General features: G+C 62.0%; 12 protein-coding genes and 1 pseudogene. 8 read left to right on the top strand and 5 right to left on the bottom strand.

Translation table 11 applies throughout. The annotated features are described in order from the left end of the window. Positions 1-87: 87 nt before the first annotated feature. Positions 88-651 (bottom strand): annotated as a pseudogene (locus NCR35_RS27260) (nucleoside 2-deoxyribosyltransferase); the annotation flags it as partial. Between the two features lie 201 nt (positions 652-852). Between NCR35_RS27260 and NCR35_RS27255 the strand changes: the two are divergent. Continuing rightward, a complete protein-coding gene (locus NCR35_RS27255; RefSeq protein WP_250537036.1) occupies positions 853-1,452 on the top strand; it encodes an H-NS histone family protein in 600 nt (199 codons plus the stop codon). A gap of 158 nt (positions 1,453-1,610) precedes the next feature. Here NCR35_RS27255 and NCR35_RS27250 read toward each other — a convergent pair whose 3' ends face one another. The 4 genes from NCR35_RS27250 to NCR35_RS27235 all read right to left on the bottom strand — a co-directional run bounded on the left by NCR35_RS27250 (position 1,611) and on the right by NCR35_RS27235 (position 6,423). Beyond that, positions 1,611-1,922, bottom strand: coding sequence for a hypothetical protein (locus NCR35_RS27250; RefSeq protein ID WP_250537035.1), 312 nt, complete (start codon positions 1,920-1,922; stop codon positions 1,611-1,613). A gap of 425 nt (positions 1,923-2,347) precedes the next feature. Next, positions 2,348-3,796, bottom strand: a complete 1,449-nt coding sequence (locus tag NCR35_RS27245) for an NAD-dependent succinate-semialdehyde dehydrogenase (protein ID WP_250537034.1) — start codon at positions 3,794-3,796, stop codon at positions 2,348-2,350. Between the two features lie 21 nt (positions 3,797-3,817). Then, positions 3,818-5,200, bottom strand: coding sequence for an MFS transporter (locus tag NCR35_RS27240; RefSeq protein ID WP_250537033.1), 1,383 nt, complete (start codon positions 5,198-5,200; stop codon positions 3,818-3,820). 44 nt (positions 5,201-5,244) lie between these two features. After that, complete coding sequence (locus NCR35_RS27235; RefSeq protein ID WP_250537032.1) at positions 5,245-6,423, bottom strand: mandelate racemase/muconate lactonizing enzyme family protein; 1,179 nt, start codon at positions 6,421-6,423, stop codon at positions 5,245-5,247. A gap of 126 nt (positions 6,424-6,549) precedes the next feature. Between NCR35_RS27235 and NCR35_RS27230 the strand changes: the two genes are divergently transcribed. From NCR35_RS27230 to NCR35_RS27200, 7 genes are all read left to right on the top strand, one after another. Next, positions 6,550-8,187 carry a GMC family oxidoreductase gene (locus NCR35_RS27230; RefSeq protein WP_250537031.1) on the top strand — a complete coding sequence of 546 codons (1,638 nt, stop codon included), beginning with the start codon at positions 6,550-6,552 and terminating at the stop codon, positions 8,185-8,187. 21 nt (positions 8,188-8,208) lie between these two features. After that, positions 8,209-8,961 carry a GntR family transcriptional regulator gene (locus tag NCR35_RS27225; RefSeq protein WP_250537030.1) on the top strand — a complete coding sequence of 251 codons (753 nt, stop codon included), beginning with the start codon at positions 8,209-8,211 and terminating at the stop codon, positions 8,959-8,961. A gap of 558 nt (positions 8,962-9,519) precedes the next feature. Further along, a complete protein-coding gene (locus NCR35_RS27220) occupies positions 9,520-10,272 on the top strand; it encodes an SDR family NAD(P)-dependent oxidoreductase (RefSeq protein ID WP_250537029.1) in 753 nt (250 codons plus the stop codon). Positions 10,273-10,331: 59 nt separating this feature from the next. Continuing rightward, complete coding sequence (locus tag NCR35_RS27215) at positions 10,332-10,847, top strand: Rrf2 family transcriptional regulator (protein WP_250537028.1); 516 nt, start codon at positions 10,332-10,334, stop codon at positions 10,845-10,847. A gap of 58 nt (positions 10,848-10,905) precedes the next feature. Next, positions 10,906-11,664, top strand: coding sequence for an SDR family oxidoreductase (locus tag NCR35_RS27210; RefSeq protein ID WP_250537027.1), 759 nt, complete (start codon positions 10,906-10,908; stop codon positions 11,662-11,664). Then, positions 11,658-12,869: an MFS transporter gene (locus NCR35_RS27205; RefSeq protein ID WP_250537026.1), complete on the top strand. Its 1,212-nt coding sequence runs from the start codon at positions 11,658-11,660 to the stop codon at positions 12,867-12,869. Before NCR35_RS27210 ends, NCR35_RS27205 begins: the two co-directional genes overlap by 7 nt. Before the next feature lie 149 nt (positions 12,870-13,018). Further along, a complete protein-coding gene (locus tag NCR35_RS27200) occupies positions 13,019-13,765 on the top strand; it encodes a glucose 1-dehydrogenase (RefSeq protein ID WP_250537025.1) in 747 nt (248 codons plus the stop codon). Positions 13,766-13,865: the final 100 nt, after the last annotated feature.

The following is a 13,865-nucleotide window of genomic DNA, read 5'->3' as shown; positions in this document are numbered from 1 at the left end:
TATCGGTCAGATTCATTTTGCCCATGACCTGCATCTGAACACACTTGGGGTGCCAATTCAATGATGCAATGCACTAGCACAAAGCCCGCCCTCGCTACCAATAGCCGCAGCCTTCACGCGCTCAACAAGCGTCTCTCCGCTGGACCGATATGCCCATACCGGCTTTCCAAGCGCGGCCGCAAAGCCGACCTCAAAAGCAGTCCCGCTGTCCGGTTCACCGGACCCGCGAAAGTCATCGAGGTTCGCCATCACGATATCGGCCGACCGGATCAGTTCGATGTTCGCGGCATATATCCATCGAGCAGCGTCTTGCCGTTGAAGCGAGGAGGGGACTTGTCCGTCGAGTGGATAGAGGCCAACGAAGCCGCGATCGCGACAGAGCTGCTTAAGGTGCTCGCCGTGTGCCTTCGCGTCGCGTCGGAAGACGTCGAAACCGGCAAGGTAGACGCGCGGCTCGCTCGCGGCGCGCTCGATTGGCAAAGGTGAGGGGTCGATCCTTCCTTCACGAACCCGGCGTTTGATCCGGTTTAGCTGCTTCTTCACAGCCAAGGCGCTCTTTCCGAGACTATTCGCGATCTGCTCAACCGGTAACCCCTGATCGAGCAACTCCATCACGGCACGCTGCGACTTCGTCGGATTTCTTTTGGACATCGGTTCGTGGCTTCGACTGCAGGGGTATTGGAACGCCTATGAGCTTACCAATAACCCAGCGTAGTCAAGTCACTCGGCGCTCTTGGCTCAAGCTACGCGGAGCTGACCAACGGCGGTTGCGAGTTCGTTAGCCTGCGTTTCGGAGCCTGGAAGAAAAGACGTATGGCATAGTGCGGAACGTCAGACGACCCAGGGGAGAAAATGACGACCCTCTCAAACATCGAACAAAGGATTAGGAAATTGCAGGCTCGAGCAGACGCGATTCAAAAGAAACAGGCCATTGCTGCCGTCGCAAAAATTCATTCGCTCATGAAAGAGCACGGCCTGACAATCGACGACCTGACTAGTCGACGCAGAGCTGGCGCAGCAAAGGACTCGGCCAACGCTCCGCGAGCTGTGACCGGCAAATATCGCGATCCGAAGACGGGCGCAACGTGGAGCGGTCGAGGCCGAGCGCCGGCATGGATAGCGAACGCTAAGAATCGTGCGAGATTCCTGGTCTCTGGTGCAGTCGAGTCTAACGACAGGGACTCGGGCAAGCGCACGGGAAACTACCCTCGCGGTCCCCAACCGGCGAAGTACCGAGATCCCAAATCGGGAGCAGAGTGGAGCGGCCGCGGCAAGGCGCCGGGATGGTTGGCATCGGTGAAGGACAGGACCAAGTTTCTGATCTCCACTGCTGATACCAAAACGGCTGGCACGAAGAAGCCGAAGTCGGAAACGAACGCGACGCGGGCGCGCTCGACCAAGGCCGCAACGACGCCAAACGCGGCAAAGGCCCCCCACGCGAAGCGGACATAGCCGCGCATGGTGGGGCGTCATTCCTTCAGAGAAGGCCATGCCGTCAGCGGACCGCTCGCCAACGCCTGCCTACGTGCCGGTCTTGAAGACGACCATCGTTGCAAGCAGCGTTTCTGAGGTGGGCCGCCGGAGATTGCGCCAGGGCGTCAGGCCAAAACCTAGTCGGTCGAGAGTCGTGACAAAAGCACCTTCTCGGCGTCAGCGAGGAGGATACGGGCGTACTCCGAGATGAAGACATCGTCTCGGTGATCTGCGCGCCCGAGTACCACAGGATGAAGGCGTCGTGCCTCTACAGCGAATGCAACGCGCGCGTCCGCGCAGGTGAATTCGACGTCAGCGACGATCTTCTCAGCTACATCATGGATCTCGCCGACGCGCTTGCCGTCGCTAGTAAGGATGACAGCAGTTGCGTTAATGCCGCGGTGTGTTTCTTTGAAGACGATGCTCGAAGCGTCGATGCTGAAAGCCATGTGGTTGGATCCTGAAGTTGCGGCCAAGTAGGTTTGCTTGACCAGTTCCCCTCAGGCTAGTGCCCGCTGGCAGAGGTCAAGGCGACAGACTCGTGAAGCCGCAATAGCCGGGTGCACTCGTGCGTCGGCCAGCGCACGGGTGCGCCGTCGGTACTCGGGGACAGCGCCAAAGGGCGATCGTCGGCAACCGGCCAGTTCCTGCCATTCCCCGGAGGCCGCGCGCGGTCGCTTGAGCGGCCGTTCCAAAGCAGATCAAAGACATTCGGGGACCGATATTGGTCCACGCGAAGCGCTAGTCAGGCCCTCGCAGTCCGCGCGGATTACTCGGAAAACGCATCTAGAAGTGGTCAGTCGCTTAACGACGAGAGACTTACCGCTTTGACGTCGAGATTCGTCGAAGGCATCAATAACCGGTGTCGCAACGTTCAAGCAATACGCGAGACGAATTTCGTCACGAGATAGGCCTTCATCGCTTCCGTGCCGCCTTCCGAACCATAGCCCGATTCCTTGAGGCCACCGAACGGCGCTTCGGGCAAACCAAGGCCGTGATGATTCAGCGAGATCATGCCGCTTTCGATGTCGCGTGCGAGTGCATCGAGCCTGGCCGCGTCGCGCGAGTAGGCGTAGGCCGCGAGGCCGACGGGAAGGCGATTCGCTTCCGCGATCACTTCATCGTAGCTGCGGAACGTCGTGATCGGCGCAATGGGTCCGAACGGCTCTTCGTTCATCACGCGCGCTTTCCCCGACACGTTCGTCAGTACCGTCGGCTCGAAGAAGAACCCGCGCCGGTTCGGACGCTTGCCGCCGAGCGCGATCGATGCGCCGTGGTCGAGTGCATCAGCGACGAGGCGCTCCATGGCATCGACGCGGCGTGCGTTCGCAAGCGGTCCCATCTGCACGCCTTCATGCAGACCGTCGCCGGTTTCGAGTGCGCGTACGGCATCGACGAAACGATGCGTGAATTCCTCGGAGGCTTTTTCCTCGATGAGAAAGCGCGTCGGCGATATGCACACTTGCCCGGCGTTGCGGAACTTGGCTCCCGCGAGCAGTTTCGCTGCGCGCGGCAAGTCGCTGTCCGCGAAGACGATAGCCGGCGCATGTCCGCCGAGTTCCATGGTCGCGCGCTTCATGTGCTGGCCCGCCAACGATGCAAGCAACTTGCCCACTTGTGTCGATCCCGTGAATGAAATCTTCGCGACCGCGGGATGCGCGATCAGATAGCTCGACACATCTGCGGGCACGCCGAACACGAGATTGAGCACGCCTTCGGGCAGACCGGCATCGATGAAAGCCTGCACCAGCGCTGCGCAACTTGCAGGCGTTTCCTCCGGTCCCTTGAGGATGATTGCGCACCCCGCCGCGAGCGCTGCCGATACCTTGCGCACCGCCTGATTCAGCGGGAAATTCCAAGGCGTGAACGCAGCGACGATGCCCACCGGCTCGCGCGTGACGATCTGCGCGACGCCATCGGCGCGAGCGGGAATCACGCGGCCATACGTGCGCCGCGCTTCTTCCGCGAACCATTCGATGGTGTCGGCGGCGGCGAGCGTCTCGAGACGCGACTCCGCGAGCGGCTTGCCTTGCTCCATCGTCATCATCACGGCGATGGCTTCGGAGCGCGTGCGCAGATTCTGCGCGGCGATGCGCATCAGCTTGCTGCGTTCGAACGCGGAAACCTTGCGCCATGTGGCGAAGCCGCGCTTTGCTGCCTGCACCGCGTTTTCAAGTTGGCGTTCGTCCGCGAGTGCGACGATGCCGATGGTTTCTTCAGTCGCGGGATTCTCGACGGTTCGCGAGCGCCCCGTCGCGCGCCATGCGCCGCCGATATGCAGCAGCGTGTCGGGATAAGCGTGATTGGAATGGTGTGCCGCCATTGTCTGCAAATCTCCTGATGCTCAAGTACGCGAGGTCGAGATGACTTTCGGCACCGGGTTGGTGTCTTCGTAGATCGGATCCCAGTTGATCATCAGCGCGATGACGAGGCCGACGACCGGCACCACGGCGATATAAAGCAGCGTCGTTGCCATGCCTGCGGAGGCCATGATGATCGGGAACAGGAAGAAGCCGAAGATGCTGCCGCCGCGCGCCATGCCTTGTCCCCATCCGGAGCCGAGTCCGCGCAGTTCGGTCGGATACGAGAGCGTCGCGAGCGTCATGCCCTGGCCCGGACCGATCGAGTGGCCGAAGATCATCGCGGCAAGCAGGACGGCCATCGCGTACGGGCTCAGATGCGCGTGCATCGTGCCGAACAGGAGCAGGCTGATGGCAACGATGCAGTAGCCGAACATCGACATGCGCCGAACGCCGACCTTCGCGGAATACTTCGCGCCAAGCGCCGCGCCGATGATGCCGAACACGTTGAAGCACACCGCGCCGAGGATGGCGTTCTGCATCGAATTGCCGAAAATGGCTTGCGACATCGACGGAATATTGAAGCCGACCGAGAAGTATTCGATGGCCTGCGTGATACACACCGCCGACGCGAGAATGGTGCGCGGCAGATACTTGCCCTTGAACAGCGCGGACAGCGTCTGCTTTGCTTCGCGCTTCTCCGCGAAGCCCGACGGCTGAAGATCGACGCGTACGTTGTACGTCTTCTCGAGAATCGTCGCAGCCTGATCGAGCGGCAGATTGTGCGCGGCCCAGCGCGGACTTTCATCGGCAAAGAAGTAGCGGGCGAGCAGGATGATGAGCGCCGGAATCGCGCCAAAGCCGATTGCGAAGCGCCACAGGTGATCGCCGAACATGGCCGTGTCGAAGGGGAGAATGACGAGCCCGCTGCACGATGCCGCGACATACCACATCACCTGCGACGCGCCGACGCTGGCGGTCTTCGATTTCTTGTTCACGATCTCCGCCACGTACGACAACGCGACCGGGAAATCGAGACCCACGCCGATACCGATCAGCAGGCGGAAGCCGAGCAGCATTTCGAAGCTCGTCGAGAGCGCCGCGCCGATCGCCGCCACAACCAGCAGCGCCACGTTGATGATCAAAATCTTGAAGCGCCCGAGCCGGTCGATATAGCGCCCGCCGAGGATGCCGCCAAGACACGCGCCCAGCGCCATGATCGCGGTGATGAGTCCGACTTCCGCTGGCGTCAGATGAAACGCCTGCCGCAACTGCACGATGCCGACGCCGAGACTCGCGAAGTCGTAGGCATCCACGAAAATGCCGCTGAGTGCGACAAGCGTGAGCAGCAATGTGCGCTTGTCCGAGGGATGCGCATCGACGAAACGTTCTATGTCCTGCGCCGATTTGACGACCAACCGATCCATGCTTGTGTCTCCTGGTTTTTTTTCCACGTCTGGTGTATGGATGTTTAAGACGCCTGCCCGATGTGCTCCTGTAATGTGTCGAGCGGCGGCACGATGCCGATGCCCGGCGCTTCCCCGAGCGTGACGCGCCCGTCCTTCGGCGTCGCAATCGGGCCGCACAACAGCGTGCGCAGTGGGTTCGGGTTGGCATCGACTTCGAGCATGCCGTCGCCGCCGGCTGCCGCAAGCAGATGGGCGGATGCGAGCAAGCCCGGTCCGCCGCCAAGGTAATGCGGGCAGTAGCGCAGACCCGCCGCGCGCGTGGCCTGAATCACCGGCCAGCAGCCGGAGATGCCGCCCCACTTGGCGGCGTCGGGCTGTACGACGTCATAGGCGCGTTGTTCGATGTAAGTGGCGAAGCTCTGCGCATCCGCGAGGTTTTCACCGCCTGCAATCGGCACCGGCGATTGCTCTATGAGCGCGCGCCATTCCGCGACCGGACGATTGCAGCGCAGCGGTTCTTCGAGCCACCCGAGGTCGAACGCCGCGAACGCTTGCGCCATCCCAATGGTCGTTTGCACGTCCCAGGCCTGATTGGCATCGGCCTGCAAGGTGCATTCGTCGCCGATGATCTCGCGGAGGCTCGCCAGATTGCTCAGATCGCGCTCGCGTCCGAAGCCCACCTTCAGTTTGAACGAGCGGTAGCCTTCGGCGGCTTTCTCGCGCACCAGCGCTTCGGCGCCGACGGGATTCAAACCGCTCGCATAGACTTCGATGTCGCCTGATTGGCCGCCGAGCAACCGCCACAATGGCAGCTTCGCCTTGCGCGCCCACAAATCCCACAACGCCAGATCGATGCCCGCAATCGCTTGCGCAAACGGACCCGGTTCGCCGGATTGCAGCGCGAGCACTTCAGTGCGCTGCGTCAGCATGTGGAATGTATCGGCTGGATGCACGACAGGTTGCCCGATGAGCATGGGCCGCAAGACGGATTCGACGAGCCGCGCGCGATGCTCCGCGCCCACCGACGGAAAGTTGCACCAGACCTCGCCGAAACCTTCAACGCCTTCCGAATCTGTAATGCGCAAGAACACGGCGGGCCGATCGGTCATCGTGCCGAACGACGTATGCACCGGCGTCGCGATAGAAAACCGAAACACCAGCGCCTCAACGCGCTCGATTTTCACCGGCTCGATGCCGTGCGTGTCCAGCCGGGGAAACGCTCCGCGTCGCGTTTCGGTCATTGCCTGCCTCCTCGTCATGTTCGAAAGTATGAACGTATGATTTATAGTACTACCATGTTTTGGGGCTTGGCGAATGCTTTTCGATGCCTGGAGTCGGGCCACAATCAAACGAGACGGAGACGAACTATGCAGGATAAACAGGATGCGTACGACTACGTGATCGTCGGCGCCGGATCAGCGGGCTGCGTGCTCACGAACCGGCTCAGCGCCGATCCGTCGTGCCGCGTGCTGCTGCTGGAAGCGGGCGGCAAGGACAGCAATTTCTGGCTGAAGCTGCCGGTCGGCTATTTCCGCAGCATCTACGACACGCGCTTTTCCTGGCAATTCAAGCTGGAGCCTGAGGCGACGACCGGCATGCGCGATATCGTATGGCCGCGCGGGCGGGTGCTCGGCGGATCGAGTGCGATTAACGGGCTGCTCTATATCCGCGGGCAGCGCGCTGATTACGACGACTGGGAAGCGTTCGGTGCGCATGGCTGGTCGTTCAAGGACGTGCTGCCGTTCTTCAAGCGCTCGGAGAAGTATGCGGGCGGTGAAACGCCGTATCACGGCGCATCGGGTGAGCTGGGCGTGTCGGACCTGCGCAACGATCATCCGTATTGCGAGGCGTGGCTGCGCGCGGGCGAGGAAGCGGGCTTTTCGCGCACGAGCGACTTCAACGGTGAGAAGGACGATGGCCTCGGGCCGTACCAACTGACTATTGCCGGTCACTGGCGATGCAGCGCGGCCACCGCGTTTCTGCATCCGGTCACGAATCGCGCGAATCTGACCGTGACGACCTGCGTGCACGTCACGCGCGTGCTCTTCAAGGGCGACGATGCCATCGGCGTCGAATATGTGCGAGACGGCGTCGTGCATCAGGCGCGCGCCGAGCGCGAAACGCTGCTCGCGGCGGGCGCGCTGCAATCGCCGCAACTGCTGCAACTGTCCGGTATCGGCGATGCGGTCTTGATGAGGCAACATGGCATCGTTTCGCGCGTGCATGCGCCGGAAGTCGGGTGCAATCTGCGCGATCACTATCAGGCGCGTGTCATCGTCAAGCTGAAGAAGCGCATGTCGCTCAACGACGACGTGCGTAATCCGCTGAAGCTCGCCGGCATGGGCGCGCAATGGCTGTTCAGCAGACGCGGACCGTTGACGGTCGGCGCGGGGCAGGTCGGCGGGCTGGTGGCGACCGAGCACGCGGACGGCGGCCGTCCCGACATCCTCTTCAACGTAATGCCGCTGTCCGTCGATAAACCCGGCGATCCGCTCCACGGCTTCTCGGGCTTCTCCGCTTCGGCGACGCAGTGCCGCCCGGAATCGGCGGGCACAGTCGGTCTGCGCAGCAACGATCCGTTCGCGCCGCCGCTCATTCACGCGAACTATCTGCGCGAGACGAAGGACGTGAAGACGCTCGTCGCGGGGCTGAAGCTCTTGCGCGAGATCTACGATCAACCTAGCTTCCGCCCGCTCGTCACGGGCGAGGAGCATTTGCCGGGCGCGAGTCTGCGCAGCGACGCCGAACTCGAAGCCTTCGCGCGGCAGAAGGGCGGCACCGTGTTTCATCCGGTCGGCACGTGCCGCATGGGTACCGACGAGACTTCCGTCGTCGATCCGGAACTGCGCGTGCGAGGCGTGAACAGGCTGCGCGTGATTGATGCATCGGTCATGCCGAACATGATCTCGACCAACACAAACGCCGCCGCGATCATGATCGGCGAGAAGGGCGCGGCGCTCGTGCAGGGGCTGATCGCGGCGCCGTCGCTCGCCGAGGCACTATAGTAGAGCTCCTATAGGCTAGACATGCTGACAATGACACGCGCCACACTGGCAAGCCCCATCCCGCTTTACCTACAAATTGCCGACGCGTTGCGTGATCGCATCGCGCGCGGCGTGTGGCAGCAAGGCCAGCTGATTCCGACGCTCGAACAGATCGCGAGCGAGTTCGATGTCGCGCGCGTCACCGCCCGTCAGGCGGTGCAACTGCTGATGACCGAAGGCGCGCTCACGCCGCAGCGCGGACGCGGCACGTTCGTGTCGGCGTCGGCGCCATCGGTGAAGCCGGTGCAGGTGGTGACGAGCCTGACGGAACTGGCCGAAATGTATCGTTCGACCACGCCGGAGTTGCTCACCGTCGATGAACACAGCCGTGTGCCCGCCGTCGGCGTGTCGCAGGGCACGCTCGCGCCGGGCTATACCTACATGAAGCGCGTGCATTCGACCGATGGGGCACCGTACTGTGTGATCTCGCTGTATCTGGACGAGCGCATCTTTTCGAAATCGCGGGAGCGTTTTCGTACGCAGACGGTGATTCCGCTGCTCATGGACCTGAAGCCGTGTCCGATTGCCAAGGCGCATCAGACGCTGACCATCGGCAGTGCGGATGCGGAGACGGCGCGGCTGCTGCGGGTGCCCTCCGAGTCGCCGGTGGCGCGCGTCGAACGCATTTTCAACGATACCGATGGCGTCGTCATCTATTACGCGGACGTGGTGTATCGCGGGGATGCGGTCAAGGTGGAGATGGATTTAGGCGGGACGTTGAAGAAGAAGCGATGACCTGCTTTGTCGCACGGCTAGTGCAAGCGGACGCCGCCGGGCGCGCTTCGAGGCTCTGCCACGCGCCGCGATCACCTACCGTAATCGTCCATGGCGGTAAGAACCTCCAATCGGTGCTGCTCAGTGCCGACCGATGTTCTAAGTGCTAATACGCTGCTCCACAGGACCGCGCCGGGATGAGCGGCGGATTGACCTTGGTTGGCGACACGACCCACTCCGGTCAGACGGACGTCTGCAGAGCGGTCAGTCAGTCGAATCAAGGTTTTACGAACTGGAGTGCGATAAAGCGGCCGTCGGCGGCCTCACCCAATCGGCCATTTGCGGCCACTCACGCGCAACCCCGAATTGACTGCTTCCCAAGGCTAGCCGGTCATCCGGCGACGCCCCATCGTGCAGGAAACAATGCGGATGAAACTCCGCGTCTGTTAACCCCTCGTGTTTGCATTTCTGCAACGATGGTTTGCGAGCCGTTCTATTTCGCGAATCAAAGCTGGCCACTATTCTCCTCACATCGGGCACCACTCTTCAACGGAAAGAAGTAGTCAAAGGAGAAAAATCATGGCACGCAAGCTCGAAGACAAGATCGCTCTTGTTACCGGGGCAACCAGCGGCATCGGTCTCGCTACCGCAAAACGCTTTGCCGCGGAAGGCGCGCATGTGTACATCACAGGCCGTCGTCAGCCCGAACTGGACGCCGCCGTCGCGGCCGTCGGCGATGCGACGGGCGTGCGCGTGGACTCGTCGAAGCTCGATCAACTCGACGCGCTGTACGCACAGATCCGCAACGAGAAAGGCCGCCTCGACGTGCTGTTCGCGAACGCAGGTGGCGGCTCGATGGTGCCGCTCGGCGACATCACCGAAGAGCACTATCACGACACGTTCGACCGCAACGTAAAGGGCACGCTGTTCACCGTGCAGAAGGCGCTGCCGCTGCTGTCGAAGGGCGCGTCGGTTATTCTCGCGGGCTCAACCACGACGATCGAAGGCACGGCCGCGTTCAGCGTGTACTCGGCATCGAAGGCGGCGATCCGAAACTTTGCGCGCAGCTGGATTCTGGACCTGAAGGACCGCGGCATCCGCGTGAACACGCTTAGCCCCGGCGCGACGAAAACGCCCGGCCTTGTAGAACTCGCCGGCCCGGACGCTGCGCAGCAGCAAGGCTTGCTGGACTTTCTGGCCTCGCGCATTCCGATGGGCCACGTCGGCGACCCGAACGAGATCGCGGCAGCCGCGCTCTTTTTGGCTTCGGACGACGCGAGTTTCGTGAACGGTGCCGAACTGTTTGTCGATGGGGGCCAAGCGCAGGTCTGACAGAGCGTTCGGTCCTAAGGCGGCGACCGGTAGGCACACCCTTCTGGCGCCGTTACGCAATGGGGGCTTTGTGCGCGGTTGCGGCGATTGAACGCTTGGTTCTTGCCAAACTGGATTGTGCCAATTATAGTCACATTATGTCGCAGACCAATGTTCAGTTCTCAGTCGCCTCGCACGTCATGGCCGCACTCGGGGCGCATGATGGCGAGCCCGTGCGTTCCTCCGAGCTGGCCGGTAGCGTCAACGCCGAGCCAAGTTTCGTGCGGCGTGTCATCGCCAAGCTTGCGCGCGCCGGCCTTGTTACAACCACCCGTGGAAAGAGCGGGGCGTGCCTGCTAGCGAAACGTCCGTCGCAAATCAGCATGCTCGACATTTATCGTGCGAGCGAAGCACCGGCGGCCTTTGCCATACACGCCTATCCGGTGACCGAAGGGTGTAACGTCAGCAGAAACATCAAGGGCTGTATGGAGAGCGTGCTGCAGCAGGCACAGAGCGCGTTTGAAAAAGAGCTCGCTCGCCAGACGCTCGAAGATGTCGTAAGCATGATCCGCAGCAATGGCAGAGTGCAGCGGTAATTTTTTTGCGCTTAATTGTTATTTTTATAGTCACAGATGGTGACATCGCGACTACAACATGAGCACAGTGAACCATCAAGGCAAAGTCGCTTTTGTGACTGGTGGAAACCGCGGCATTGGCCTTGAGACTGCGCGCCAACTGGCGCGAGCGGGTGTGTTGCCGGTGATCGGCGCGCGAAGTGAAGCGTCGGGTGAAGCGGCAGTCGGACAGTTACGCGACGAGGAACTGACGGCGGATTACCTAATCTTCGACGTCACAAATCCGGCGGATCATCAGAGAGCCTACGATCACTTCCATGCGAGCGTAGGCCGGCTCGACATTTTGATCAACAACGCGGGCGTCTATCTGGAAGGCGAAACCGGCGTCAAGGATCTCTACGACGCGGCCAGCGTCCCCGAAGAAGTATTGCGTGACACGCTGGAGGCTAACTTCTTCGCGCCGGTCCTGCTCACGCAAAAGTTGTTGCCCTTGTTGAAGGCGTCCGCAGCAGGGCGCATCGTCAATCTTTCCAGCATCCTCGGATCACTGACGCTGCATCGCGATCCCGCGTCGCCGATTTATGGTGCCAACTCCGTCGCTTACGACACGTCGAAGACTGCGATCAACGCATACACCGTTCATCTCGCCAAAGTGCTGCAACAGAGCCGCGTCAAGGTGAATGCGGCTCATCCCGGCTGGGTGCAGACGTCGATGGGCGGCAGCAGCGCACCCATGTCCGTCGACGACGGCGCGAAGACCAGTGTGCAACTCGCACTGTTGCCGGAAGGCGGCCCGAATGGTGGCTTCTTCCACCTTGGCGAGGCTCTGCCATGGTGAGCGCATACCGCAACGAAACGGCGCAGCCGGCGTGGGCAGCGGTCGCATCGCTCGCGCTCGGCACCTTCGCGTCAGTGACGACCGAATTCCTGCCAATCGGTTTGCTCACCAACATTGCCGGGACACTTCATGTAAGCGAAGGAGCCGCCGGTCTGATGGTCACCATGCCTGGCATCTTTGCTGCAGCTATGGGGCCGGTGCTGATCTTGGCATCAGGACGGCTGGACCGACGCGTCGTCCTCCTGGCCTTGTCGGGATTGCTCGTGTTGTCGAACGCCTTGGCGGCGATCGCGCCGACCCTCACTGTCATGCTAGTTGCAAGGGCTCTGCTCGGCTTATGCGTCGGCGGTTTCTGGACGTTTGCCCCCGGTGCTACCGGCCATCTCGTTCCAGCGAAAGCGCTCCCACGCGCGATGTCGTATGTGCTCGCCGGAATTTCGGTGGCGACGATTGCGGGGGTGCCAGCCGGCGTGCTGATCGGCAACATGGCAGGCTGGCGAGTGGCGTTCACTGTCACCGCGGTACTGGCCGCAGGCGTGCTCGCGCTGCAGTTCTTTGCCTTGCCGTCGTTGCCGTCCACGCGCGCCATCACGCCGCGTGATCTGCTCGCACCGTTCTCTAACAGAAGTGCGCGGCGCGGACTCGTCATGGCGATGCTGCTCGTCGCAGGTCACTTCGCCGGCTATACCTATCTGAGGCCCATGCTGCAACAGATCTACAACCTCTCGGCCGACGCTGTGACCTCGTTGCTGCTGACCTATGGCGTAGCAGGCTTCGCCGGCACGTTTGTCGGAGGCAGGCTGGTCGCGCAGAGCGTGCGCGGCACCGCAGTGCTCGCCGCAGTCGTAATCGGCGCAGTGCTGCTTGGGTCTGCAACAGGAGCCAGAGGTGTGACGGAAGGCGCTGTTGCCACATTCGCGTGGGGCGCAGCATTCGGACTGGTGCCCGTCTCGATGACCTCGTGGATGTTGAATGCATTGCCGGATGCGCCGGAAGCCGGACAGGCAGTGCTCGTCACAGTGTTTCAGATCGCCATTTCGCTAGGCGCGACTCTCGGGGGCTATGTGGTCGACAGCGTCGGTATCGTCAGAGCGTTGCTGCTCGGCGGTGCATTGGCCGTTGCCTCCGCGATACCCGCGCTATCCGCTGCGACGGGCGGTGCACCGGCCCAGCGTTCCGACAGGGGGCGCACTCAGGCCAGCTAGAAACTCGTTGGCCAACATCGCCCTTGGCGCGGACCCACGCGCGGCTTGGGCTGTCAGGGTTGATCGCGCCGATTGCATCAAGGTCGTTTGTCGCATGGTCGATGTTTCAAAACTTCTGGCCTTTGGAGGCCGTTCATTGGAGAAAGATTATGAGCAAGCTGCAAGGTAAGGTTGCACTCGTCACGGGCGCATCGAAAGGAATTGGCGCCGCGATTGCGAAGGCGCTGGCCGCCGAGGGCGCAGCGGTTGTGGTCGGTTATTCGAGCAGTCAATCGGGCGCGCAGGCCGTCGTCGACGACATCGAATCGGCCGGCGGACGGGCCGTCATCGCGGGCGGAGATGTGGCAAGCGCGAGCGATGCGTCCAAACTGGTACAGGCGGCTATCGATCAGTTCGGCCGACTTGACATTGTGGTGAACAACTCCGGTGTCTACGCGTTCGCACCGCTTGCCGAGATTACCGCCGCCGAATTTCATCGCCAGTTCGACACAAACGTGCTCGGCATGCTGCTGGTCACGCAAGCCGCCGCGCGCCATCTCGGCAAAGGTGCTAGCGTCATCAATATCAGTTCGACGATCACGTCGCTGACGCCGGCGGCCACCGCGGTGTACACGGGAAGTAAAGGCGCCGTCGATGCGATTACGAGCGTCCTTGCTAAGGAACTGGCGCCACAGAAGATCCGGGTAAATACAGTGCGGCCGGGTTATACGGAAACGGAAGGCACGCATAGCGGCGGCATCGTCGGCTCAGACATGGAAAAGGGAATGGTCGCCATGACGCCGCTCGGTCGTGCCGGTCGGCCTGACGACATCGCTCGCGCCGTGGTCTTCCTTGCCTCGGACGACGCTCGCTGGATTACCGGCGATCACGTGAACGTAGCGGGCGGCCTGCAGTAAGGCGAGGCCCGGTACGCCCCGGGGCCGGTCAGACCGCTAAGCGCGTTGTTGCAGTTGCGGACCGAAACCGTCGGCTGCCAGGGCTACTGTTGACAGTCGA

It is taken from the genome of Caballeronia sp. AZ10_KS36, from assembly GCF_023631105.1.
Classification (GTDB): Bacteria; Pseudomonadota; Gammaproteobacteria; order Burkholderiales; family Burkholderiaceae; genus Caballeronia.
This window is presented reverse-complemented; position numbering and strand designations above follow the sequence as displayed.